The 24,937-nt window shown below is 58.4% G+C and carries 20 protein-coding genes; 4 read left to right on the forward strand and 16 right to left on the reverse strand.

What is annotated here, in order from left to right; translation table 11 throughout:
- Positions 1-21 precede the first annotated feature (21 nt).
- On the reverse strand, positions 22-1,389 hold the full coding sequence (locus CSING_RS03325; protein WP_052471373.1) for an MFS transporter: 1,368 nt from the start codon (positions 1,387-1,389) through the stop codon (positions 22-24).
- Between the two features lie 105 nt (positions 1,390-1,494).
- Positions 1,495-2,661 (reverse strand): helix-turn-helix domain-containing protein, encoded by a 1,167-nt coding sequence (locus CSING_RS03330; protein ID WP_042529691.1) that lies wholly within the window; start codon positions 2,659-2,661, stop codon positions 1,495-1,497.
- Positions 2,662-2,760: 99 nt separating this feature from the next.
- Here CSING_RS03330 and CSING_RS03335 point away from each other — a divergent pair, with 99 nt between their 5' ends.
- Both CSING_RS03335 and CSING_RS03340 read left to right on the forward strand, forming a co-directional pair.
- On the forward strand, positions 2,761-4,350 hold the full coding sequence (locus tag CSING_RS03335; protein ID WP_042529693.1) for an amidohydrolase: 1,590 nt from the start codon (positions 2,761-2,763) through the stop codon (positions 4,348-4,350).
- Positions 4,351-4,359: 9 nt separating this feature from the next.
- Entirely contained in the window at positions 4,360-5,595 is a 1,236-nt protein-coding gene (locus CSING_RS03340) for a M20 family metallo-hydrolase (RefSeq protein WP_042529695.1), read from the forward strand.
- A 14-nt stretch (positions 5,596-5,609) separates the two neighbouring features.
- Here the strand turns inward: CSING_RS03340 and CSING_RS03345 are convergent, their stop codons facing one another.
- The gene (locus CSING_RS03345) at positions 5,610-6,056 is read right to left on the reverse strand and encodes a MarR family winged helix-turn-helix transcriptional regulator (RefSeq protein WP_042529697.1); all 447 of its coding nucleotides are present in this window, start codon (positions 6,054-6,056) and stop codon (positions 5,610-5,612) included.
- Between the two features lie 378 nt (positions 6,057-6,434).
- On the opposite strand from CSING_RS03345, the gene CSING_RS03350 reads away from it, so the two are divergent.
- Positions 6,435-7,166, forward strand: a complete 732-nt coding sequence (locus CSING_RS03350) for a hypothetical protein (protein ID WP_042529699.1) — start codon at positions 6,435-6,437, stop codon at positions 7,164-7,166.
- Positions 7,167-7,967: 801 nt separating this feature from the next.
- On the opposite strand, the gene CSING_RS03355 is transcribed toward CSING_RS03350, so the two are convergent.
- The 7 genes from CSING_RS03355 to CSING_RS03385 all read right to left on the reverse strand — a co-directional run bounded on the left by CSING_RS03355 (position 7,968) and on the right by CSING_RS03385 (position 15,679).
- On the reverse strand, positions 7,968-8,768 hold the full coding sequence (locus CSING_RS03355; RefSeq protein WP_042529701.1) for an enoyl-CoA hydratase-related protein: 801 nt from the start codon (positions 8,766-8,768) through the stop codon (positions 7,968-7,970).
- Positions 8,769-8,771: 3 nt separating this feature from the next.
- Positions 8,772-9,743: an NAD(P)H-dependent flavin oxidoreductase gene (locus tag CSING_RS03360; protein WP_042529703.1), complete on the reverse strand. Its 972-nt coding sequence runs from the start codon at positions 9,741-9,743 to the stop codon at positions 8,772-8,774.
- A 28-nt stretch (positions 9,744-9,771) separates the two neighbouring features.
- Positions 9,772-10,182, reverse strand: a complete 411-nt coding sequence (locus CSING_RS03365) for an acyl-CoA thioesterase (RefSeq protein ID WP_042529705.1) — start codon at positions 10,180-10,182, stop codon at positions 9,772-9,774.
- A 185-nt stretch (positions 10,183-10,367) separates the two neighbouring features.
- Positions 10,368-11,741 carry an NAD-dependent succinate-semialdehyde dehydrogenase gene (locus CSING_RS03370; RefSeq protein WP_042529707.1) on the reverse strand — a complete coding sequence of 458 codons (1,374 nt, stop codon included), beginning with the start codon at positions 11,739-11,741 and terminating at the stop codon, positions 10,368-10,370.
- An 8-nt stretch (positions 11,742-11,749) separates the two neighbouring features.
- Complete coding sequence (locus CSING_RS03375) at positions 11,750-13,213, reverse strand: APC family permease (RefSeq protein ID WP_042529709.1); 1,464 nt, start codon at positions 13,211-13,213, stop codon at positions 11,750-11,752.
- Between the two features lie 53 nt (positions 13,214-13,266).
- Positions 13,267-14,157: a universal stress protein gene (locus CSING_RS03380; RefSeq protein WP_042529711.1), complete on the reverse strand. Its 891-nt coding sequence runs from the start codon at positions 14,155-14,157 to the stop codon at positions 13,267-13,269.
- Positions 14,158-14,170: 13 nt separating this feature from the next.
- Positions 14,171-15,679: a flavin monoamine oxidase family protein gene (locus tag CSING_RS03385; protein ID WP_042529713.1), complete on the reverse strand. Its 1,509-nt coding sequence runs from the start codon at positions 15,677-15,679 to the stop codon at positions 14,171-14,173.
- A 143-nt stretch (positions 15,680-15,822) separates the two neighbouring features.
- Here CSING_RS03385 and CSING_RS03390 point away from each other — a divergent pair, with 143 nt between their 5' ends.
- Positions 15,823-16,512 carry a TetR/AcrR family transcriptional regulator gene (locus tag CSING_RS03390; protein ID WP_144403106.1) on the forward strand — a complete coding sequence of 230 codons (690 nt, stop codon included), beginning with the start codon at positions 15,823-15,825 and terminating at the stop codon, positions 16,510-16,512.
- Here CSING_RS03390 and CSING_RS03395 read toward each other — a convergent pair.
- The 6 genes from CSING_RS03395 to CSING_RS03420 form a co-directional block, all read right to left on the reverse strand.
- Positions 16,509-18,023 (reverse strand): permease family protein, encoded by a 1,515-nt coding sequence (locus CSING_RS03395; RefSeq protein ID WP_042529717.1) that lies wholly within the window; start codon positions 18,021-18,023, stop codon positions 16,509-16,511. The genes CSING_RS03390 and CSING_RS03395 overlap by 4 nt on opposite strands.
- 78 nt (positions 18,024-18,101) lie before the next feature.
- On the reverse strand, positions 18,102-19,220 hold the full coding sequence (locus tag CSING_RS03400) for an alcohol dehydrogenase catalytic domain-containing protein (protein ID WP_042529719.1): 1,119 nt from the start codon (positions 19,218-19,220) through the stop codon (positions 18,102-18,104).
- 117 nt (positions 19,221-19,337) lie between these two features.
- The gene (locus tag CSING_RS03405; protein ID WP_042529721.1) at positions 19,338-21,056 is read right to left on the reverse strand and encodes a helix-turn-helix domain-containing protein; all 1,719 of its coding nucleotides are present in this window, start codon (positions 21,054-21,056) and stop codon (positions 19,338-19,340) included.
- A gap of 18 nt (positions 21,057-21,074) precedes the next feature.
- On the reverse strand, positions 21,075-22,385 hold the full coding sequence (locus CSING_RS03410; RefSeq protein ID WP_042529723.1) for a YkvI family membrane protein: 1,311 nt from the start codon (positions 22,383-22,385) through the stop codon (positions 21,075-21,077).
- Between the two features lie 100 nt (positions 22,386-22,485).
- Entirely contained in the window at positions 22,486-23,466 is a 981-nt protein-coding gene (locus tag CSING_RS03415; RefSeq protein ID WP_042529725.1) for an alpha/beta hydrolase, read from the reverse strand.
- 9 nt (positions 23,467-23,475) lie between these two features.
- Positions 23,476-24,924 carry a flavin-containing monooxygenase gene (locus CSING_RS03420; protein ID WP_042529727.1) on the reverse strand — a complete coding sequence of 483 codons (1,449 nt, stop codon included), beginning with the start codon at positions 24,922-24,924 and terminating at the stop codon, positions 23,476-23,478.
- Positions 24,925-24,937: the final 13 nt, after the last annotated feature.

A 24,937-nucleotide genomic window follows, 5' to 3' on the forward strand; every position in this document is an offset into this window, starting at 1 on the left:
CACCTAACCTTCGGCCCTAGATTAATCCTTGATGATCACATCGTCTTCTCGGCGGTGCTTCTCACCGGCGAATCCGCCAAAAGCTGTAATGAGCGCTGTGACCGCGAGGATGACGATGCCGGGAGTGGAGCTTGGGGTCTCGTTGGAGGCATTCATGGCCGTGGCAAGGAAAGGTAGAAGGCCGGATACCGCTGAGGCGATGTTGGCGGAAATTGCAACGCCCGAGTAGCGCACGTTGGCGGGGAAGACCTCAGATAGGAGAACTCCCGACACGGAGTAGGTAATGGTCACCAATGACAGCCCGAGACAGACCGCCACGGTTAAGAATACTGCGTTGCCCGTATCGATCATGGCCCACAGTGGCCAAGCCATGATTGCAGTGGCTAGGCCTCCGAAGCCAATGACCCGGCCGGGACCAATTTTCTCACCGAGGCGGCCGAAGATTAGGTTGATAAAGATCTGGCACACGGCTGCAATCAGGGTTGCATTGACAACGGTCTGGCGTTCGAAGTCCAATGCTGTTGTGGCATAAGAGAGGACGTACGTACTCATCACGAAGAATCCACCGATGCCTAGGAATGCTGCCGCGGACGCTAGACATAGCTGGGGGAAGTGGTCGGTGAAGAGCTCCTTGAGCGAACCTTTGTGTGCGGCCTCGTCGGCCTCGGCCTCTTCCTCGAGGGCCTTGTAGACAGGTGATTCTTCAGCCTTGTTTCGAATCCACAGGGCTACGGCAAGGAAGGGGAAGGCAATAAGGAATGGGATGCGCCAGCCCCACGAGCTGATGGATGCGTCATCGAGCATGAGAACCAACGCGAAGACGCCGGAGGACATCAAGGTGCCGGCGGGGGAGCCGATTTGAACAAACGCGGCATAGCGGCCGCGTTTCTCGGCTGGTGCGTGTTCGATTGCCATGGTGGTTGCACCGCCCCACTCGCCACCAACTGCGATTCCTTGAAGGAGTCGCAGGATGACGAGTGCCATTGGTGCCCAGATGCCTATGGAACCGTAAGTAGGTAGAAGTCCGATGATGCCCGTGGCGACGCCGATGACAATGATGGAAATGATCAGAGCTGGGCGCCGGCCCATTTTGTCGCCGATCTGCCCGAAGATGATGGCGCCTAGAGGGCGGGCGAGGAATCCAACTCCGAAGGTGGCGAATGATGCCAGGGTGGCCCCGGTACCGGACATACCGGTGAAAAACAGCTCGTTGAACACGAGAGCTGCGGCGGTGCCGAAGAGGAAGAAGTCGTACCATTCAAGCGCCGTGCCGACGAAGGCGGAACTAGCAATGCGGAGGACATCTGTGGAGTCGACCTGGATTTCTTCGGTGGCGGATTGCGCAGGCGCGGGTTGTTCCGGTGCGGTTTGGGGAGGGGGTGTGCTCATAACAACGGCTCCTCGTGTGAGTTGGGTTACCTTGTGTGATGATGTTAGATCCCCGTCACTCTACTGTGGAGGCGTTGTCGATGAAATTATGCAATGTCCCACTTGTTATCGGTTCACTCTGTGTTTCTGCATAGCGGTGTGGTGCGATGAGGGAGACGCGCGGTTAAGGCATAGGAGTGCTAGGGCTGCGTCCTTGGGGTGGGTGACGTCGAGGCCGCTCAGGGTGGTGATGTGGTGAAGGCGGTTGATAACCGTATTGCGATGGCAGCGAAGAGATTCGGAGGTGGCCTTGATGGAGCCGGTGTTGAGATAGGCGCAGAGGGTGTCGTAAACCGGCTTGTTTTCGGAACGAAGCGTACTGATGGCATCCGTTAGCTCCGTGACGGGGCTGCCCTCAAAGTTGGCGATGGCGTCACCCGCAATGGCCCAGAAGAGATCGGGTGCCTCGGACAGGTGGGGAAGGGGGGTGGTGGCGTCGAAGAGGCGTGGGGCTTGCCGGGCGGCGGCGCGGACGCCGGCCAGACCGGTCACGGTGCGGAAGCGAATGCCGGGAAGAGCAGTCAACTCGGTGCTGTCGACAGGGGTGCGTGCGGTGGATGGCCAGAAAGCTATAAACATGCCGCGTGTGGCGTGGCCGAAAGCGGTGCCAGAGGTGATGGGACTGTCGAAAAGCGTGCGCAGTTCCACGGCGGAGGTGGGGTGGGACACAATGACGTCAAAAGAGGTCTGGGGATCTACGTCAAGGGCGCGGGCAAGCTCGGCAATGCCGAGTGGGTCGAGGTTGTCCGTGGTGAGAAGACGCTCCAAATGTCGAGCGTGAAGCAAGCGAACGTCATGCTGTTCGCGGGCCTCCTCCATCCGGAAGGCATCGCGCACGACGAGGTTGTACAACGTCACAACGGAATGAAGGTGGGCGACGTGCTCGATGAGTTCGTGCTCATCCGTACCCGCGGCTCGCCGCAGGTGGGTCCACAGGACGTCGAAGTCGAGCTGGATGGCGTCGACAAGCGATGCTAACTCCACACCCTGCCGTGCGCGCCGGCGGCCCAACCCTTGTGCGTGAGTGCGCAACTCTGCCTCATCGACTGCGCCGACCAGCATGTCTGTAATTCGAGCGAAAACCTCGAAGGCGGTCAGGCGTAGCTCATCCTCGCTCACGAGTGAGTTGCCATAGCGGCCGGTGGTGGTGAATGCGGTGAGGAAGTCCTCCACCATTCGGGGGATATCGCTGTGAACCTCCGCGACAATCTCGCGCCACCGTCTCTCGTGCATGTGCACAACCTTACAGTGTCGCAATTGGGGAAATGCCTCAAACCTGCGGAATGCGTCACTGTGAACGTTACTATGTGGGGGAAACCACAAGGAGGTTCCATGATAACGCTCATTGACAACGCCCATATCCTCACCCAGGACCCTTCCCGTCCTGTGGCGAGCGCCGTGGCGTTCGCTAACGGCAGCATCCTCGCGCTGGATGATGCCGCTCGCGCTCTGCCTGCGGATGAGACCTGGGACGCTGGCGGCCGTACTCTCACCCCAGGCTTCAACGATGCTCACTCTCATACCGTCTGGTTCGGGCAAACCCTGCTGGAGGTGGACCTGTCCCAGGTAGCCACCCCTGCCGATGTCTACTCAGCCCTCGCCGCCGTCGAGACTAACCCGGATGGCTGGGTCATCGCCTCCGGATTTAGGCCTTCGGCGCTTGAAGCGCCTGTCACAATCGCGGAGCTTGACCGTGCCACACATGGCCAGCCCCTCCTCATCAAACACAATTCGGGCCATGCTTACACCGTCAATACTGCGGCTCTCCGCGCGGCGGGCATCGATCCCACCAACCCGCCGGAGATTGAAGGCGGTGAGTTTGTCCGTGATGAGGACGGCAACTGCACAGGGCTTGTGGATGAAAACGCCATGCGCGCCATCCAGAACGTCACCCTTCCCGAATCCGGGGAAGAAATTGCGCGCGCCCTAGAACTGGCCACGCGGAACTACCTCGAACGTGGCTTGACGTCTGTCACGGATGCTGGTGTGGCGGGTGGTTGGATTGGCCATAGCCCACGCGAAATCGCGGCGTATCAAAAGGCCACGCTGCACACCCGCATGCAGATCATGGTGACCATGGATGTGCTCCACGAGATTGATGGCCATGAGTCCGATGGTCCCGGGTGGGGCCTCGATGGTGGTCTGCGTACAGGCTTCGGTGATGAATGGCTGCAGATTGGTCCCGTCAAGATGTTTAGTGACGGCTCTATCCTCGGAACCACTGCGGCGTTAACGGAGGAATACGCCTGCTGCTCGCACCACGGCTATTTCCAAGGTGATCCGGGGCAGATGCGCGAGCGCGCGCTCAACGCCGCTGCCTCTGGATGGTCACTGGCCATCCACGCTATTGGTGATGCGGCCGTGGACTTTGCGATTGAGACGCTGGAGGAGGCCGTCGATAAGTATGGCGTGCCCGCCATGCCGCACCGCATAGAACACGGCGGCATTGTGCGGCCGGACCAGATCGAGCGCCTGCGCGGCAAACCCATCGTGGTTGTGCCGCAGCCTCTATTTATTAAGACCTTCGGTGATGCAATGGCAGACGCCCTCGGCCCCGAGCGAGCTGCGTGGAGTTATCCGGGCAAGCGACTTCTTGACTCCGGTCTCATCCTCCCAGGTAGCTCCGACCAACCTGTCGCGCCTGGCGTGCCGCTGGACGTCATGCAGGCAGCCATTGAAAGGCGCACGGAAACAGGGCGTGACTATGGTCCGGCCGATCGGCTCACACCGGAGGAGGCACTGTATGCCTACACGGCCGGCTCGGCAGCGGCAACGGGGTGGGCGAGCCGTAAAGGTCAAGTCATTCCGGGGCAGCTGGCGGATTTCGTGCTGCTGTCTGCAGACCCCCTGACCACTGATCTATCCACCATTTCCGTGGCTGCCACCATTGTCGGCGGCGAACTGCGCTACGGACGCTTCTAAGGAGTACTGATGCGAGAAACCACTGATGAGCAATTTCTGGCCGATTTTCACGCAATGTCCGCCAACGGTGCCACCCCAGGTGGGGGCGTAGAGCGCCAAGCCGCAAGTGAGGGAGACAACCTCAATCGTAGGTGGTTCCATGAGGTGCTTGAGTCCCTCGGCGCGCGCGTCATCTACGACGAGATTGGCAACCAGTACGGACTTTTTGAGCTTAATCCGGGTGCTGATTACGTGGGCCTGGGCTCGCACCTGGATTCTCAGCCGCTGGCCGGACGCTTCGATGGCGCGTATGGCGTGCTTGCCGCAGCGCATGCAGCGGGGCGTGTGGCACAGTCAGGAGCAGATGCGCGCTACAACCTTGCGGTTATCAACTGGTTTAACGAGGAAGGTTCGCGTTTTGCTCCGTCGATGATGGGCAGTTCGGTGTTCACGGGTACGCTCGCGCTTACCGACGCCCACTCCGTCACCGACCTAGCCGGTGTCACCGTCGCGCAAGCTCAAGAGGCTGCAGGTTGGTCGCCGCGCGGTGAAGCGCCCACGTTGGCCTCGTACGCGGAGATCCATGTGGAACAAGGTAAGCAGCTTGAAGATGCCGGCAACACGATAGGCCTGGTTACGGCTACCTGGGGTGCGAAGAAGTTCCAAGCGGTTGTGTCTGGTGAGCAGGGCCATACCGGGTCCACTCTCATGGCGGACCGAAAAGATGCGCTCTTCGGCGCCTCCCTCATCATCGCGGAGGTTGAGCGTCTCACTCACGAATTTGAGGTAGGGCAGCTGCAGGCCTCGGTGTCGCAACTGACCCTGGAGCCGAACTCTCCTGTGACGATTGCTCGTGAAGTTCGGTTTAATGTGGACGTGCGCTCGCCATCCACGGAAGTGCTGGACAAAGCCCAGAAGCGATTGCAGGAGATCATCGTTGCTGCGGAAGAAGAGTCACGCACCTCCGTCGATCTGACTCCGACGCATGAGTGGGCCCTGAATCCCTACCCGGCTGCGGGCGTGGCGCTTGCTCGTGAGGTTGTGGAGGAATTGGGCTACCCACACCAGGAGATCTACACAGTGGCTGGCCACGATTCGACGAACCTCAAGGAAATCGTCCCGACGGTGATGCTTTTTATTCCGTCTGTCGATGGTATCTCTCATAATGAGAAGGAATTCACCACCGAGGCTGATTGCTTGGCTGGTCTTGACGTGTTCACGCACGTGGCCCTGCGCCTCGTTACTACTGGCTGCGGGGAGAACTAGCACACTCACTGGTGCTAATCGTCGTCACTCCAGTGCTCATAGCCAAAAGCGGAGAGCGCAATCTCGAAACCGCGCTTCATCGCCTCCAGATCCTCCTCGCTGACCTCGTAGGTGCGCAGTCGCGCCGGGCCAGTCAGCGGTACATTTAGGAGGAAGCGGCGGCCGGTTTCGGTGATGTCGCACAGACGGCGGCGAAGGTCTGCGGGGTCATCGACAATCGAAATGAGCTCATCACGCACCAAGCGTTTCACCGCCTGGCCAATGGTGGCCGGCTGCCATCCTAGTTCCTTGCGTAACTGCAGGATAGGGATGGGGCCATTCCTGTCGATGAGGCGCAAAAGCGAAAGATGGGAACCGGAAATGTGGTATTCGCGGCGTACTTCTGTGTCGAAACGCGCGCGGGCCCGCTCAAGTCGGCGCCACTCGGAGATGGTCTCCGAAACTTTTTCGTTATCAGCCACGCGATTAAGTGTAGGAGTTGGGGGCTAGAGCCCGCAACCGGTTTCCCAATCGCAGTTTCGATAGCCTTTTTGAGCTTCATTGAGGGTATTTATTTGTCTATCCGCTGCCTCTTCAGCAGGGTGATGGCGGCATGAAGGGGTGGCCTAAGGATTCTTTGACGATGTATTCGCTACTGAATTGTCAGTCAGTTACGACAAAAGAAAACCGCAGATAATCGCAGATTTTCTGCGGTGCCACGTGCGTACTTTGGTTATTCTTTCTCTCTCATTCACGGGGGTAAAAGGCGGAATTTCTACGAGGTGACAGATGAATGTGACTATTCTTAATCTCGGTCAAATCTTGGCTCCCTAGTATTCGAATCCCTATAGGAGGTACTCATGAAGATTTCTCGTTCTCTCGTTGCAGCTGCTCTGTCCGGCGCCCTCGTTCTTGGCGGCACCACCGCCGCAATCGCTCAGATCCCGGATGCTGCCGACAGCGTAAATGTTGCGCTTCCGGCAACCATCGAGGTTGATGGCGTGACCTACTTTAAGAAGACCACGACCGGAGACGATGGCGAAGACGTGGATCGCTACGAATCCGCTGACGGAAAGGAGATCTCCGTCTTGCAAGTGAAGTCTATCCTTGACCGCCGCAACGATTCCAAGGAAGAGGAGCAGGAGTCCGAGTCCTCCACCGCTGCTTCCGAGTCTGAGACGACCACCGAGTCGAAGGAAACCACCTCCAAGAAGACCACCGAGCCGAAGGCATCCGAGAGCGCTTCCGCCACCAAGTCCTCTGAGGCATCTGCCACCAAGTCTTCTGAGGTATCCGCCACCAAGTCCTCTGAGGCTTCCGAGAGCGCTTCCGCCACCGAGTCTTCTGACTCCTCCGAGAGCACTTCCGCCTCTCAGACCTCTGAGCCTTCTGAGTCCAAGTCTGCTGAGCCGACCCCGACTAATGAGCCGGGTGACAAGAAGAGCTCCGCTCGCGACGCTCTGTCCTCCAAGGACGGCAAGCCGACCCCGCTGGCTATCTTCGGCATCGTTGCTGGCGTGCTGGCCGCTGTTGCTGCAGCCTTCCCGGTAATCGCTAAGACCCTGAACCTGAACATCAAGCTCCCTTTCTAATGTAGGAAGCACATAGGTTCTAGGTCTTTGTGCCCCTGCCTCGTTGTGAACCGAGGTGGGGGCTTTTGTCGATCCTGGGCCCGGAGGGAGAGAAGGGGCTCCTGAAACAAAACTTCAGCGCCCGGGCCGCACGAAATCGGGGCCACGGGCGCTGAAGCTTCTCTATCTCTCTCTGTGTGCGTTCTCTCCAACGCACGACACCAAGTATGCAACTTTTCTGTTGAGAATGCCCATTCCGACGGTAACAGGAGTATGGGTGTTAGCTGAATGTTTCCTGCGCGTGCAAGATTCTGCTGGTTATGGCCGCTTGTTGGGAGGCAACGGTTTCCCAGGCGTGTTCCTCGGGGTTGCCAACGGGGGTGAGGCGAGCCTAATTCTGCACTGAGGTGGTGTCGAACGTGGACAGTTCGATAGGGCAATGTGGCCGGGGAAGCTTGTGGGCGCACGTGGAGGCGGCGGGCATGAAGGCTGACAGCATATGACCGCGAAGTAGGCCTACACAACACTTTTTGTCGTTTAGGCCACCAACACAAACTGTCGTTTAACTCGACACGCCGTAAAACAACACATTTTGTCGTTTAGGTCACTTTTTGTCGGTTAAGTCCAAAACGCCGACGAGCCCCCAGGGAATAGGGGGCCCGTCGACGTCTCTATCAAGTCCCTCCGTGTATCGGCTAGGGCCGCCCTCCGGAGGGTGAGGGGTTCTCTCTCGCATGCGCTCTCTCAAACGCACAAGAATGAGTATGGCGGACTGTTCTGGCACCGCCATGGAATCAAGCTGGTAATCACCTGGCGGTCTTGCTAGTCGAACCTCGCCGGGCGCTTTTCGAGGAAGGCCATGATGCCTTCCTTGTGGCCCGCAGAGGCCATCTGGGCGTACTGCGTGGGTTCTTCCCACTGCAGCTGTTCGTCTAGCTGGCGCAGTGTGGTGCGGTTGATGGCCTCCTTGGCCTTGGCCAGGGCATCACGGGGTGCGATGTGCAGGCGCTCGGCTACCTTGAGTGCGGTCTCTAGGGCTTGGCCTTGGGGTGCGCGCTTGGCGACGATCCCCGCCTCAGCTGCTTCCTCGACCCCTAGCTTGTCCTGGAGGAGCGACAGGGCTAGGGCACGGTGACGGCCGAGCGAAGCGAGGGCGGTAAGGCTCACGCCGCCATCAGGGATGAGGCCAATCTTGCCGAAGGGGAGGGTGAAGTAGGATTCCTCGCCACCCACGATGAGGTCGCAGGCAAACGCCAATGACGCGCCCGCGCCGGCGGCTGCGCCCTCAACAGCGGCGATGACGGGAATCTCAGCCGCGTGAATCTCGGTGATGAGCGCGTTGAGCTGGGGGAGCATTGTTGACTCGGCGGGGTTCGGGGTTTCACCTGACTGCTGGGCCGCGGCGGCGGCCTGAGCTGCTGCCACAATGTCTGCACCGGCGCAGAATGCGGTCTCGTCACCAGTGATGATGAGGGCGCGAAGGGAAGAGTCCGAGGAGGCTTCGGCAAGCGCGGCGGAGAGGGCCACGCAGTGCTCCTTCGCAATGGCGTTACGACGAGAAGAATTGTTGATCTGGGCGATGAGAACGCTGCCTTCGCGGCGCGTCAGAATGGCGTCGGTCATTATTTAGTCCTTAACAAGTTCGGTGAGGGAGGAGATGATTCGTGCTGCATCGGCGCTAATGCGGGAGACGATCTCGGAACAGGGTGCGACATCGTGAATCAGGCCTTGCGAGGTGCCACAGGTCCACACGCCCGCGTCGAGGTCACCGGTCTCGTACACAGCGCGTCCACGTTTGCCGGCTACGAGATGGCGGATATCACCAAACTCGGCTCCCTGGGCTAAGCGTTCTGCCACTTCATCACTCACTGCATTCTTGGCGACGCGCGTCGAGTTGCGCAGCTCGCGCAGGATGAGCTGGGTATCGAGCTCGGAGCGCTCCACGATGGCCTGCTTGACGTTCTCATGCACAGGCGCCTCTGTAGAGGCGACAAAACGGGTTCCCATGTTGATTCCCTCTGCACCAAGGGCGAGGGCTGCTGCCAGGCCGCGGCCATCGGCGAAGCCACCCGAGGCAATGATGGGGATGTCCACCTGGTCCTTGGCGGCTGGGATCAGCACGAGGCCGGGGATATCATCCTCGCCGGGGTGGCCGGCACACTCGAAGCCGTCAATGCTGACGATGTCCACTCCGACTTTTTGGGCACTGAGTGCGTGGCGCACCGAGGTGCACTTGTGAATGACAGTTACACCAGCCTCCTTGAAAGCTGGCATGTGGTCCTTGGGGTTGTTGCCAGCGGTCTCTGCAATCTTCACGCCCTCTTCGATGATGACGTCGCGGTACTCCGCGTAGGGCGGTGGGGTAATGGCTGGCAACATGGTGAGGTTCACGCCGAAGGGCTTGTCGGTGAGTTCGCGGGCGCGGCGAATCTCGGCGCGCAAATCCTCTGGGGTGGGCTGGGTCAGGGCGGTAATCACGCCGAGGCCGCCGGCGTTGGAGACGGCTGCGGCGAGTTCGGCACGGCCGACCCACTGCATTCCGCCTTGGACGATGGGGTGTTCGATGCCGAGCATCTCGGTTACGCGGGTGGAAATCATGGTTGTTCTCCTTCTATGGGGTGAATGGTTATTCGGAATAATGAGCGCGCATGCGCTCTTTAAGGTCCTCGGGGAGGGGGATGGGGCGGCGCTGTGAGACGTCGATAAGCACCAGCGTCGCCGTAGCAAACACGCACGCCGTACCGTCCTGGATGAGCTCGTGGGAGACCTGGTAGGAGGTATTTCCGATGCGAGAAACCCATACGCGGGCCTCAATGGAATCGGTATAGGTGAGCTCGGCGTCATAGACCACTTCGAGAGAACGCACCACGTGAGCGTAGGTATCCGTGGAGAAAGGCCCAGTGAGATCTGTGGCAGCGCGCACGCGGGCCTCCTCGATAAGAGTGACCATGGTGGCGTTGTTGACGTGAGCATTCGCATCCTGGTCGGACCATCTCAACGCTATGGTTACCGGGATGGCGTTGTCGGGGGCGCGCATTGTTCCTCCTTCAGCAGACAAAGTGTTGTGTATCACTATACATACGAATTGTGGTTCGTAGCGGAAAACTTGATGGAGGACTAGTCAGACAGTGGTCAGATGGTGTGTGGGGTTCTAGGTGGAGCAGACGCGTCAAAGAAAACAGAAAGCCCGGAGCCTGAAAAAGGCAACCGGGCAAAGAGGTGTTAGTTAGCGATGAAGTACATCTGTTTGTTGATGAACTCTTCAATTCCCAAAGATCCTAGTTCGCGTCCAAAGCCTGAACGCTTAACGCCACCAAAGGGAAGTTCTGCTCCTTCACCGGCAGGTGTGTTGACGTTAGTCATCCCGGAATCAATATGCTCGGCTAGTGCCTGAGCACGATCCGGGGTTTGGGAAAAGACAGCGGCGCCGAGCCCGAAAACAGTGTCATTGGCAATCTCTAGCGCCTCCTCGTCAGTCTCGAACTTGTAAACCGTAGCGACAGGCCCGAAGAGCTCTTCGTAGTAGCACTCACTTCCGCGAGGCACGTCGGTAAGTACAGCAGGGGAAATATAAGCCCCTTTGTCCGCGAGCTCACCGCCGACGAGTAGCTGAGCTCCCGCAGAAACTGCGCGATCGATCTGATCCTTAAGGTTTTCTGCTGCGCTACGAGAAGACAGCGGTGCATAAACGGAACCACCTGCTTCCGAAGGCGTGCCTGGCTTCATGTCATTTGCCAAGGTGACGAGCTCCTTAACAAATTCGTCATAAATGTCAGCAGCTACTATGAGGCGCTTGTTGGAATTGCACGCTTGTCCAGTGTTGTACATGCGGGTGCCCCACGCTAGCTCAGCTGAAGCTTTTACGTCATCGGTGTCGAGGATAACGTATGGGTCCGACCCTCCAAGCTCGAGAACTGCCTTTTTCAGGTGCTGGCCTGCTTGTGCACCGATGATCGACCCAGCACGTTCAGAACCGGTTAGTGAAATGCCCTGGATTCGGGGATCTGCGATGATAGTGGAGATTTGATCGTGGCTGGCAAAGATGTTGGTATAAACCCCCTTTGGGAGACCAGCGTCGAGGAAAATGTTTTCAATGGCGAGAGCGGACCGGGGACAAATTTCGGCATGTTTCAGAATGATGGTGTTGCCGGCGACTAGATTAGGACCTGCAAAGCGTGCCACCTGGTAGTACGGGAAGTTCCACGGCATAATCCCTAGCAACGGCCCGAAGGGGCGTCGGCGGATGAAAGCACGTCCGTCAGCTTCAGTGGGAATTTCTTGGTCTGCGAGGAACTTTTCAGCGTTGTCTGCGTAGTACTGGATGATGGTGGAAGAAAACTCGGCTTCTTCAATGCCCTCGGGCAGAGGTTTGCCCATTTCTTCCGCGATGATTGCAGCAAGTTTGTCCTTGCGCTCCTCGAAAAGAGCGGCGGCCTTGGCAACAATCTCGGCGCGTTTGGCCACAGGGGTTGCTGACCATTCGTCGAATGCATCGGATGATGCGGCGATGATGGGGTCAACCGCAGCATCCTCTAGAGTCTCAAACGTTTCAAGGACGGTGTCGGTTACTGGATTCTGGACTCGGTACTGAGACATTTTTCCTCCTAGGACAAGGTTGGGGTGTTATCTGTGCGGGAATCACTGCGGCTGATGACAGAACCGGTGAAAAATTCGGGGTGGCGTAGGCGAGTGAAGAACATAAGTATCAGCCCTATAATCAAGATGCTGGCTCCCAAGACGAAGACTGTTCCGACGCCGCCGATCGACGACCCAGATCCAAAGCTTGGATCCATGGAGTCATATGCCGTGATGAAGAACATGATGAGCAGAAAGCCACCTCCCAGAAGCGGGAAAAGAAACTTAAAGAAGAAATTGCTCACTGACGTGAAAAGTTCAGTGCGGAAGTACCACAAGCAGGCCACCGCAGTGATGCCGTAATAGAAGCAGATCATCAGGCCGAGCGCGGCGATGGTGTCCCACAGCGCATTCTCTGAGAGCACTCGTGTGATGGCGTAGAAAGCTCCGGACACTACCGTGGCGACAATGGTTGCCACGGTGGGGGTCTGGAAACGAGGGCTAATTTTCGCAAGCTGAGGGGGTAGTGCCTTGTAGTAGCTCATTGCCAGAATTGTTCGTGCTGGACTCACAAGGGTCGACTGCAGGGATGCAAAAGAACTCGCTAGAACTGAAATATATATGAGGATGGCGAAAGGCCCCATTACGGGATAAGAAAGAACAGCAAAGATTGATTCTTGGTTGTCGGGATTTCCCGCACCAAGTCCGGTCTCGCCTATTCCTGCCCATGCCATAACTGCTACAGCAGTAAGGACATAAAGGATGATGGTTACGACAATGACGACTGTGGCCGCTCGGCCCGGTGTCTTCTCGGGATTCTTTGTTTCTTCATTCATGGTGAGGGTGACATCCCAGCCCCAGAACATAAAGATGGACAGAGAGATACCAGCTGCGATGACGGAGAAATCCTTCATCTCAAACGGATTGAACCAGCTGAATTCAACGGGAGTAAAATCGAAGCCATCGCCGTTGTAAGCACGCCACAGTGCTGCAACGTCGAAAGCCAAAATGGCAATGATCTGAATAGCAACGAGGATGTACTGCATCTTTTGTGTCGTATCCATGCCGCGGTAGGCAACCCAGGCAGCGGCGATCAAGAACACGAGCGTTGTGGGAATGTTTACCCACAGGTTACGCGTGAGATCAGCGAGTTCGGGTTTGCCTGCTATTTGTGCAACGAGAAGATAAAAGAAGTCAACCGCCACCGCTGCGAGGTTGGAAAGTACCAAAATGGTTGCGGCGATTAAGCCCCATCCCCCCATCCATCCGACCCAAGGGCCGAATGCTTTCGTTGCCCATGTGAAGGTAGTTCCGGAATCAGGAGCGCGGTTGTTTAGTTCGCGGTAGGCGAAGGCGACGAGCAGCATTGGGATAAATCCCAAGATGAGGACTGCTGGGACAAAGACCCCGACTGCTGAAATTGCAGGCCCGATGCCAGAGGTGAGGGTGTACGTCGGTGCCAAGCAACTGATGCCGATCACGACGGCACCCATTAATCCGACTTTTCCGGCTGCCAAACCCTTGCCTGATACTTCTGGATTTTCGTTCAAGAGAGATCACCTCCTTCTGCTGACATGTAGCCCGAAGGCACAACGATGGTGGGGACAGGTAAATGTTTGAGGATTCGGTGTGCGGTAGCGCCTAAGAAAAGTCGCCCTTCACGAGCTATACGTGCTGAGCCAAGGACAGCTACTTCGCCTTCCTCCCAACTCAGATTGCTCAGCGCTGCGTGCACGTTGGTCCCAGACGTGGTGACGGCGGAAGCCTGTCCACTGTGTAGGGCTTTATCCAAGGCTTTTGAAAGCTGAGGTTCGAAATCGGTTTCCGTGTCTTCACCAGATATTCTCAAGGTAATGACACGCAATGGAACAGCGCGGCGGTGAGCGCGATCTAGGCCGATTGCTGCGACATCCGACCGGCCTGGACGGGGACCGACGAGGGCGGAGATACGAGTGATAGGACCGCCGAATGTATAGCTTTGGGGTGCTAAGGCCACCGGAATGCGGGATGTGTACAACAAGGAACTAGACACAGCACCAATGCGGAAGCGATTCAGGAGTCCGCCCTCGCGAGCCCCGACAATGATGAGATCGCAGTTGAAGGTCTCTGCCGCATTGGTGAGAGCTACAGCGGGTTCGGCTCCTTCGACTACGTGGTACGTGGCAGATATGTCCTTCGGCACGGTGTCGACGGCTTTAAGTAACCGCTGCTTGGTCTGCTCTTTCACAATTGTGTTGTACCCAGTGTCCTGAGTCTGAACTCCAAAGCCTTGGGGAGTTCGAGGAGGAACCACGGAGACAAGTCTTAGAGTGACTTTTCGCTCACGAGCGAGGGCGATTCCGAGTTGTAGAGCATCATGACCGTCGCCGGTGTCCACATAGGCCACCAGCAGTGAGCCGCTAACTTTACGTCGGGGGAAATCGTCGGGTGAATTCATTGAAATCCACCGCCTAACCCTGCCCGAGAATTTGCTTGGCGACGATCTCACCCATGCGTACTGCACCGTCGACGTGTTGGTATCCCGCGCCAGCGATGTCGGAAGACGAGTAGTAAATAGGGCCGGTTGGCTGATTCTGCAAATGTCCCCAACGTGATAGCCCGCCCAAATCATAGGAGGTTGCATACGCTCCGCGGGTCCACTCTTCAGCGGCCATATCGGACAGGAAGAAGGCAATGGGTTCCTTCACCTTGTCGCCAAGATAGATGGCCATGGCCTCCAGAATGCGTTCCTTGCGCTCTTCTGCTGGAAGAGCCCACATTTCTTCCGCGTAAACGTCAGAGACGAAGCCGACTAGTGTGCCGAATGAATCCTCCTTTCCGTCTTCGCCGCCGGTAAAGTTCCTGCCGTAGTTGGTGTTATCGTAAATTTCTGCGACCAGACGATCTCCACCGAATGCCGTACCGGATAAGCCTTCTTCGCGCCAGAATGGAGTTTCATAGACTGCATGTACCTTGATGACGAGTCCCATTGAAATGTGTTGGTGGGCAACATGCTGCTCGCGAGGCAGGGGAGGAACATAGGAAATGCGGTTATAGAGGTTTGGCGGAATAGCGAGAATCGCATACTGGGCATGGACGGTGGCATGGTCGGAGTATGCCGTGACGGTTCCTGGGCCGCCGTTGTTGGCGACTCCGTTGCGGACGTCAGCGTTAATTTTGTTTGGTGCATCCGCGGTGTCGGGATCTGGGGTTGCCCACTGGAGGGTGCGGACAGGTGAGCCGAGGATGACATCGTCGCCGAGTTCCTCTGCCATCGTGATGGAGACGGATTGCATGCCGCCGGTCACACGCTTGTCGAGCAAGAAGTCTTCATCAACTAGGTTGTCGAATGATCCCGCGGATGATGCCATCAATGCAGCCTGGAGTACTGAGAAAGTGCGTGAAGGCTTGGTTAGCATTCCAGAGGAAATATAAAGTGAAATGTTGTTGATAGCCTCGGCGTCGTCGGAGAGGCCCTCTAGCCAGTCGCGGAACGAAAGGCTATCAAGTTCCTTTGCACGTGGATGCTCCCATGGGGCGTTTGCGTCAACTTCCACGGCCAATTGATTGAGCTCAGCGATAAGGCGATTCATTTCGCTGATGGTTTCTTCCGAAGTGGGGAAGGTATCCCCTTCAAATTCATGGCGGGTGCCGTCAGGTGAAACGTACACGGATTTTCCTTCGCGGTAACGCTGGAAGGTTTCGAGCCCAAGTTCGTCTACGAGCTCGGTGAGGCGGGTTTGGTCGGGGGATATCCACTGTCCGCCGATCTCGATGAAGTGCTCGGTGCCCTGTGAATCGAGAACCTTTCCATTCCAGGTGCGGCCGCCGACGCGATTGCGTGCTTCGAGAACGCAGACGGACTTTCCTGCTTTTTTGAGCGTGCGAGCGGCCATGAGGCCGGAGGCGCCGGCGCCGATAACGACGACATCTACTGTGCGCTCTTCAGCGCTGGGATTAACATTAGTGGGCGTTGCCATTGGAATGGGCTCCTTCGCGTGCAATATGTGTGCGATGAGTGAGACCGTCGTATGGGTGACGGAGCTACAGCCTTAAATTAAAGGGTTTAATTTAAGTGTGTGACCATCGTAACAAAGTTTTGTAGAGAATTGTAGGGATCACAGTGGAAAAAGTTTCGCGTTCCAAAGGGCGTCCGATGAAAGTGCTGGTCACCCGCGACAAAATTGCGTCTGCTGCGTTAAAAATTGTAGAGCGGAAGGGGCTTGAATCACTGTCGATGTCAGCGGTTGCGCGGTCAATGCGGGTGAGTACCGCCGCGTTGTATAACCACATCTCGAATAAGGAGGAGCTCTTGGCTCTGGTTCAAGACGATCTTATCGCTAAGGTAGATCTCTCTGCTTTGGAATTGGCCCTTGAAGGGGAAATTGGGCCATATGAAGGGCTACGCCACTGGGCATGGTCTTATCGGGACATCTTGGCCGCCAACATTCCTTTGATTCGCGTGATTACCGAGCTTCCGCTTCAGGGGTCACCGCAAACCACTGCAATGTACGAATTGCTTGTTCAGGTAATCGCACTCGCTGGAGTGCCGGAAATTGCCGTAATCACGAGGCTTGTCGCGCTCGAGTCTTTTGTATTCGGTTCTGCCTATGACGTGCATGCACCACTGGACATTTTTGAGGCCCCCGGTGCCCACGACAGTCCCTTGCGAAAAATGAATGACATCTACTTGGGCCAATTCAGAGACAAGTCGTCCGATAAAACCGAACAGTCCCGCCTTCGAGCGAATGCTTCGTTCGAGACGGGACTGAGAACGCTACTGGAAAGGCTCCTTGTGGGCGAGGAAATCTAGTCGAATGAACCCTTTTTGTTGTTAGAAGGTTGGATCTTTGGTGGGATCGGGCGGCCGTCTGCATCGAGGTCATTGAGCTCAGCAAGCTCGGTGAAGTCAGCTTGGGCGTCAGCGAAGCCTTCGTCCGGATCGATCTCGTCGAAGTTGCGGATGGTGCCATCACGCTCGTCCTTGAACAGGTCCTTGCCGTAGATGACAAGCACCATGATGATGCCCGCTGCAAAGCCCCAGGCTGCGCCCTGGGTGGCGAGTACGCCGGCGGTAACACCGGCGATGCCCAGGTCCTTTTGGTTCTTTGCTTCCATGATGCCCACGCGCACCGAGACGAAGCCTTGAATAATCAGAGTCAGTGCCAAGCCAACGGGCAGGATGGGCTCGACGAAGGAGGTGATGGGGAGAAGGATGAGGCCTACGTTGGTGCCCCATCGGAAAGAGCCGGCACCGCCGAAAATGGTGCGCATGGCGCGCTTGCCCTGCTTGTAGCGTTCCACGATCACGACGTGCATGGCGGCCCACAGGGGACCACACATCGCGATATCGGGGCCGATGATGGACATCAGCATGTTGCGGCCACCGAAGAGGAGGTGGGCGCGGGATGGGCTGTACACCACAGCCTCGTCGGTGCGGACGTGGTCAGCCTCCTTGAGAACTGCGTTGGCCTGCAGGACGTCACCAAACACGACGATGTAGGCTGCGAGAACCGTCGGGATAGCAGTGAGGAACATGTGTGCCGGTGGCAGGCCGACACCGAAGACGGTGTACTCAGACCACAACGTAATGAAATCAGGCTTAGAGAAGCCCCACTCGACATCCGGCCAGGGAGCCTCGCCCGCTAAAGGCGCGACGAAAACCGCGATGAGGATGGCCGGCAGGATGCCGAGTGATGCCAAGAAGCGCCACCCGGCAGCCTTTTGGCGCAGGGAGGCGAAGCCGCGCGAATACATGAGGAAAAATGCGACGGCTACCGCGATGGTGATGGTGACAGGGAAGGAATGGAAGCGCCCGTCCTCTTGGAACACTGAAATGATGGCGGCAATACCAGCGCCCAAAACGATTCCGGCACGCAAACCCGACGGGATAAGCCGCACCACCTTCGAAGCCCATCCCGTTATACCCAAGGTGAGCGAGAATATTCCCAGCATGAGCTGGAAGCTGATGAGCGCCCATACCCGCTGATCGCCTTCCGGGAAGGTCTGGATGTAAACGGTGAGCAGCGGGATGGCCGGGGTAATCCAACCGGGAACGACCGGATCACCGAGCACGTGGTGCGTGAGGTAAAGCAGGCCGTTGAGCATGACGACTGCCAAGGCTGCCTCATAGGGCATGCCCAGGGCTTCAGTCATCAGCGGGATCGCGCCGAGGTCGACGACGCACATAAACAAGCCTTGGGCGAAATCCGGCCACTCCATGCGGTAGTGCACGAACGGTAAGCGAACGTCAAAGGGCCCCATCTTCCAATGAGGCGAAGGAGAGCCGATGCCGTGGTTCTCGGCATCAGTGGTTTCAGCCATGACAGTGTCCTTTCTAAACGGAACCAAGCCCCACGCGCTATAAAGCGCAGGGCTTGGTGGGGGAGAGGTGGTGAGTGCTTAGTCGAATTCGATAATCTGGCGCAGTGCTACACCGTCAGACAGGCGGTCCATGGCGGTGTTGATGTCCTCGAGCTTGATGTGGTCCGAGATGAGAGCCTCGGCATTGAGTTTGCCCTCGCGCCACAGCTGTTCGTACTTCGGGATGTCTTTTGCTGGGACGGAGGAACCCAGGTAGCAACCGTGGACGCGACGTGCCTCGGCGGTCATGACGAGCGGGTCGATGGTGATGGTGGAACCTGGAGCGGGCAGGCCCACGGTCACGGTCAAACCACCGGGGGCGGTGACCTTGTAAGCGGTCTCGAGGGCCTTCGGGTGGCCAGCGGCCTCCACGACGGCGGTGAACTTCTTGCCGGACTCCTCGGCCTCCTGCGGGGTCATGGCAGAGGTGGCGCCGATTTCGATGGCCTTGTCGCACTTGTCCTTCTGCATGTCGATGCCCACGATCTCCTTCACACCGAGAGCAGCGGCGGTGATGATGGCGGCCATGCCCACGCCACCGAGGCCGACAACGGCGATGCTGTCTTCTGGCTTCGGGTCAATCTCGTTGAGGATGGCGCCGCCGCCGGTGAGGATAGCGCAACCGAGGATGGCTGCGATGTCGGCCGGAACATCGGCACCAACCGGGACGACAGAAAGCTCGGACACCACGGCGTGGGTGGCGAAGCCGGAGACACCGAGGTGGTGCTGGATGGTTTCGCCGTCACGGGTGAGGTGGCGGGTGCCACGAATCAGGGTGCCCTCGTTGTTGGTCTTGGAACCAACCTCACAGGGCATCTTGCCGTCAGTCTTGCAGCCGGCGCACTCGCCACAGCGAGGCAGGAAGGTCATGACGACGTGGTCGCCCACCTTCACGTTGCTCACGCCCGGGCCGATTTCCTCGACAACACCAGCGGACTCGTGGCCCAGCAGCATGGGAAGTGGGCGCGGGCGGTTGTTGTTGACCACGGAAAGATCCGAGTGGCACAGGCCAGCAGCGGTGATCTTGACCAAGATTTCGCCTTCGCCCGGACCCGTGAGCTCGAGCTCGCTGATGGTAATGGGCTTGGAATCGGCGTACGGGCGCTCGTCGCCAGAGCGCTCCAGAACGGCGCCGCGAATGGTGAGAGTGTCAGACATGGTTACCTCCAGACGTGGGATGAGCTGATGCATCGAAATCTACGCGAGCAGCGCGCCGGGAGGAGCAGAATGAGGTGTGGAAAAATACACGCAAATGCCAGAGGGATGTTGTTTTATCTACCCTCGAATCGTGTGGGCGCGTAGGGCGAGGAAGACGTCTAGGCCGCGCTGACCAACACTCCATTCCTTACCCATGAGCGCCACAATGCGGTCTAAGCGCTGGCGTACCGTGTTGGGGTGAATGAACATCGCTCGCGCAGTCTGGGGAATGCTGTGGCCGGATAGAAGATACTGGTGAGCTGTGGCCACAAGTTCGGTGGAATTCTCTTCGTCATAGCGCACCAGCGGGGCAATGGTGCGTGTGGACAGCAGTTCCAAAGCATGTGAGTCAGCCCCCATGATGAGGCCCACTGTGCCGAGCGTGTCTTCCGTGACGAGCTGTCCGTGCAGTCCAAGTGCAATGGCAGAGTCGAGATAGGCCATAGCGGAATCATGTGCGCTGCGCGCGGCAGCCACACCGCTAAAGCCGATAGCGGACACAGTCAAATCTGGATGGGCGGTGAGCAAGGGGGCGAGCGCCTTACTCACGTCTCTTTCTGGGTGATAAAGCACGCAGACGTGGTGATCGTGGTGCGTAATCGCTGCGTGGCCCGGCAAGAGATTTTCCAGCTGGGGGCGGGTAGGTAAGCCCTTGTCAGAGCTTATTCCCAAGAAATACAACTGTGCGGAGGAGGTTAGATTAATTCCGGTGAGGTGGCGCAGGCGAGCAATTTCTTCGCGCCCGGCGTTGCCTAGAGCGACGGCATAGACGAGGTCGTCGACTTTGCGCGCGGTGGCGTCGACAAGCGCCTCTGCGAAAAGTGCAATGGATGTAAACGCTGCCGACGCATGGCTGATGACGCGCAATTCCGTATCGCTGAGCTCCTTGTCCACGCCAATGGTGCCCAGCACACGGCCATTAAACTCCACCGCGAACGTGCTATGAGGCCCGTCGATGGGGGAGTCTTCAGATGTCCAAAGACTCACCGGGGCATCAAGGCTCGTGGCCAAAACTCGTTCCAGCTCCTCAAAGCTGGCGTTGGTCATCAAGACGTGAAGGAGCTGCGTGTCGACATCATTAAGCCACTGCAATTCCTGAACGTGGCGGCTCAACGCGATTTGGGACCGCGTGAGCTCTTCGACGGATTCGCCTTGGCTCTCGATGACCTGGGCATTCTCTAGCGCTACCGAGGTGATGGAGCCGAGCACCTCTAATGCTGCGATTTCCTCGTGCGTGTAGTGACGTGGGTGGCGATCGCCCACGAGCAGCGCGCCGATGGTCTTGCCGCCGATGCGGATCGGTGCACCGAGAATGCCTCGAATGCCCTCGGCCTGGACTGCATGATCAACGTAATCCACGTGCGTGACGTCGGGGTCCGCGGAATGATCGTAGGTCCATGCTGGGCGGTTCGTCGCCGCCACGATGCCGAGGACGCCGGAGCCCATCGGCATATTGATGGTGCGAAACTCCTCTGTAATCACGCCGCTGGTGGCCAAAACATTGGTGAAGCCGGAATCCTCATCGTTGAGGCTGAGGTATCCGACGTCGGTGCCAATGGTGGTGCGCGCGTGCCGCACGATGGCCTGGAGAATATCGGTGGACTCACGGCCGGCGTTGAGCATCTGGGAGACATCGAGAAGCTTGGTCGACATGGCACGCCACGTTTGGTTAGCGCGCATGGTTTCCTCCAAGCCCCGAAGCGCACCAAGCTCCTCGGCCGTCAACTGCTCCCGCACCCCATCTGGGATGGGCGTGCCGCTAGCGAGGTGGGAGAGGATGGAGCCGAGGAGGGACATGCCTACAGCATATTAGGCCTAGGCTTTCTTCTTGGCGCGCGGGATAGGCTTACCCGTAATCAGGGCATGGAGCTTACCGTCACCAATCTTCATATCGTCTGGGACATCGTCGGAATCGACCTCGGTCATGATTTCGCGGATGAAATCAGACTCCGGGATGGAGGAGTTGCGGGCAATGGCGGTGAGCTCGCGCATTTCTTCGTCAGACAGGTGGTTGTCATTCTCAAAACGGTGCTGGAGCAGCTCGCGCGCACGCCGGCGCAGATCCGCCTCAGATTGCAGTTCCTTGCGGTTCTTGAGCCAGGCATAGCCGATGATGAACATGATGGCGATGCCCATGTAGCCCAGGATGGGATAGACCCAGCCGATGAGGTTGGAGAAGCCGATGAAGGAGAGCACGAAGCCGACGAGCACGGAGATGACGTAAACCTTGTAGAAGTGCTGCGGCTTGCCGCGGGTCAGGCGCTTGGCAAAGGCATAGAACATGCCGATGGCGGTGTTATAAATCATGCCGTAGATGGCAATCGCCATGGCCACCCCCAGGGCCGGGTGAATCTGCTCAATCATGGCCAACGTGGGCATTTCAGCCTCAGTGATGGGGCCCACGGACACGTAGAGGCCACCGACCAGGACGGCGAGCAGGAACAGGAAGGATAGGCCGCCGAGAATGCCGCCGTATCCCACTTCCTTGGCATCCAGGAAGTTACCGCCGATGACGATCATCATGGAGACCACCACGATGACGTTGAGGCCGAGGTTATTGAAGGCAGAAACCCACCAGTTCGGCAGCGTCGTGGGGATCTGTTGTGCCTGCTCGTTGAGGTGCGACCAGTCGGGGTTTGCCGTGAACACGGTGTAGACGGTTCCGATGGTCAGCAGGACGATGATGAACGGGGTGATGAGGCCAATGGCGATGGTCACCTTGTCCACGTCCAGCAAGCCGGTGAGGAGAGTGAGCACGAGCATGAGGATCGCGCCGATCCAGACCGGCCAGCCCCACTGTTGGTTGAGGTTGGTGCCGGCACCAGCAAACATGGCGAAGCCGATGCAGAATAAACAGGTGAGCGTGGCGATATCGAGGATTTTGGACACGATGGGCGTTGAGACCGCGTCGAAGACGGAGGTGTGCTCCTTGGCGCGGTGATAAGAACCCAGCTGAAGAATGGTGATGCCGGAGATGGTCATGGCAAGGGCGGTGACGACGGCGCCGAAAATACCCATGTTGCCGAAAGCAACGAAGTATTGAAGCGCCTCACGGCCGGAGGCGAAGGATGCGCCTGCGAGCACGCCGATGAATGCCATCGCGATACCAAATGAACGCTTGAGCATGATAAACCTAACTGTTAGAGGATAGAAACGTGTGGTTATGCGAACGGGGCAGGCTGCCTGACGTGAGGGAGCCTGCCCCGCGACGTAGCGACAGGATTAGTTAGCTCGTCGCCGCCGTGATGAACTCCGCAACTGTTGCGAGTTCCTCCTCGCCGCGGTCAATGATGGCCGCGGAGGTAAACAAACCGTGGTGGTAGCCCACGAGGTGCTTGTGTGTGACGTCGACACCAGCCTTGGCCAGCTTGCCGGCGTACTCGATGCCCTCGTCCGCGAGCGGATCGTTATCCACAGTGATGACGAGTGCTGGGGGAAGACCTTCGGGGAGCTCGTCGAGAAGCAGTGGCGACAAATCCGTGGCCGTGCGCTGCGATTCCTCCGTGACGAAGGTATCGATGAACCAGCGCATCGTGTTCGCGGTGAGCGGGAAGCCCTCTTCCAGGCGCTTGTACGAGGCACCGTTCTCGGTGCGCTCGCGGGAGCAGTCCGTGATGGGGTAGAGGAGGACCTGGGCGCTGAGCTTGGCGGTGTCTTCACTCCCCGTGAACTCATTGGCCAGCGTGGCAGCAAGCTGTCCACCGGCGGAGTCACCGGCCACCGCGATGGAGGTGACGGTGAGTCCGTGTTCAGCTTCCGGGTTGGAGAGCCAGCGGTAAGCCGCGCGGCAATCGTCGATAGCCGCCGGGTAGGTGTGCTCCGGAGCCAAGCGGTAATCCACCGCTACGACGGGGAGACCGGTGAGCACTGCTAGGCGACGGACCGAGGAGTTGTGCGTCTCCAGGTTTCCCATAAGCCAGCCGCCGCCGTGCATGTAGAGCACCGCGGGAGTCTCCTGGCCGCGCTCTGACTCCGGACGAGGGTCATAGAGGCGAACCTGAAACTCATCGACCTGGAAATCGGTGGTGGCCGGCTCGGTGTCCTCGTGGAGTGGATTAGCCTTGGCGGAGGCCACGTAGTTCTCGCGCACCTGGGGGATGGGGAAGTTGTCGAAAGACTTCGCGCCGTTATCGCGGAACGGTTTCAGCGCCTTCCACGCATCCTCGGCGACGGGACGCCCGGAAAAATCATCGTGCAGCGTATGCATGGTCGCCTCCTAGGCCAGCTGGTAATCGTCGAGCTTGAGCTCGTCGGTGAGCTCGTAGTACTCGGCGACGTTGCCGGACCAGTTGTTGATGACGCGGCCTTCTTCGTTCTTGTACCAGGAGGAGCAGTCCGCGGAGAATGCGGAAGCCTCAAGTTCCTTCTGGATGCGGGTGTTGAACTCGTCGATGACGTCCTTCTTCACATCGAGTGCAGCCTCCGGGTTATCGCGCAGGTAGGCGACAGCCTGGGAGATGTAGCGGTCCTGGGCCTCGAGCATGGCCACCACGGAGTGGTGGTTGAGGTTGGTGTTCGGGCCGTAGAGCATGAAGAAGTTCGGGAAACCATCCACGGACATGCCCAGGTAGGCCTCCGGGGAGTTGCCCCAACGCTCGCGCAGGTCGATGCCGTCACGGCCGGCAATCGGCAGGTCACCCTGGAATTCCTGGGAGTGGAAGCCGGTGGCGTAGATGACAACATCGAAGTCATGCTCAACGCCGTCATCGGTGCGAATGCCGGTCTCGGTGAACTTCTCAATCCCCGCGGTGATGAGCTCAACATTGTCGCGGTTGAAGGTGGGGTAGAAGTCATCGGAGCGCAGAATGCGCTTGCAGCCGAAGGCGAAGGTTGGGGTGAGCTTTTCCACGAGCTCTGGGTCGTTGACCTGGGAGCGCAGGTGCTCCATGGCCTGCTCCACGCCCTCGGCAGCGGAGTCGGTGCCCTTGCGGGTGCGGTCGAAGCCTTCCTCACGAACCTCGTGGATCTCCTGGCGGATGGCGCGGTAGGAATCCGGGTTCTCCTTGAACTCCTTGGTCTCCTCTTCGGTGAAGATGACCTGGTTGCGCGGGAGGATGTAGTTAGCAGAACGCTGGAACACGGAGAGCTTCGCAGCCTCCTTGGCTACCTCCGGCACGAGTTGGACTGCCGACGCCGCGTTGCCCACCACAGCGACCTTCTTGCCGTTTAGGTCCACATCGTGGTTCCACTCAGCGGAGTGGAACTGCACGCCTTGGAAGGCCTCGCGGTTCGGGAAGTTCGGGATCTTCGGCTTGGAGAGCTGGCCCCAGGCGCCGACGAAGACGCGGCCGTAGTAGGTTTCACCTGCAGCCTCGATCTCCCAGGCCTTGAGGTCTTCCTTCCACTCAGCGCGAGTGATGCGGTGGTTGAACTTGATGTGGTCGTAGAGGCCGAATTCCTCCGCCAGAGCCTTGAGATAGCCCTGCATCTCGACCTGGCCGGCAAACATGCGGGAGACACCGAGGTTGAGGAAGTAGGAGTAGCAGTAGATCAGCGCCTGGGTATCGCAGGCAGCGCCCGGGTAGGTGTTGTCGCGCCAGACACCGCCGACCTCGTCGGCCGCCTCGAGGATGAGGAAGTCCTTCTCGTTGTCCTTGACCAGCTGGGCGCCCATGCCCAGTCCGCCGTAGCCGGTGCCGAGGATGATGCAATCGTAAATCTTCATGGTGTGTGACTCC

Source organism: Corynebacterium singulare, assembly GCF_000833575.1.
Lineage (GTDB): Bacteria > Actinomycetota > Actinomycetes > Mycobacteriales > Mycobacteriaceae > Corynebacterium > Corynebacterium singulare.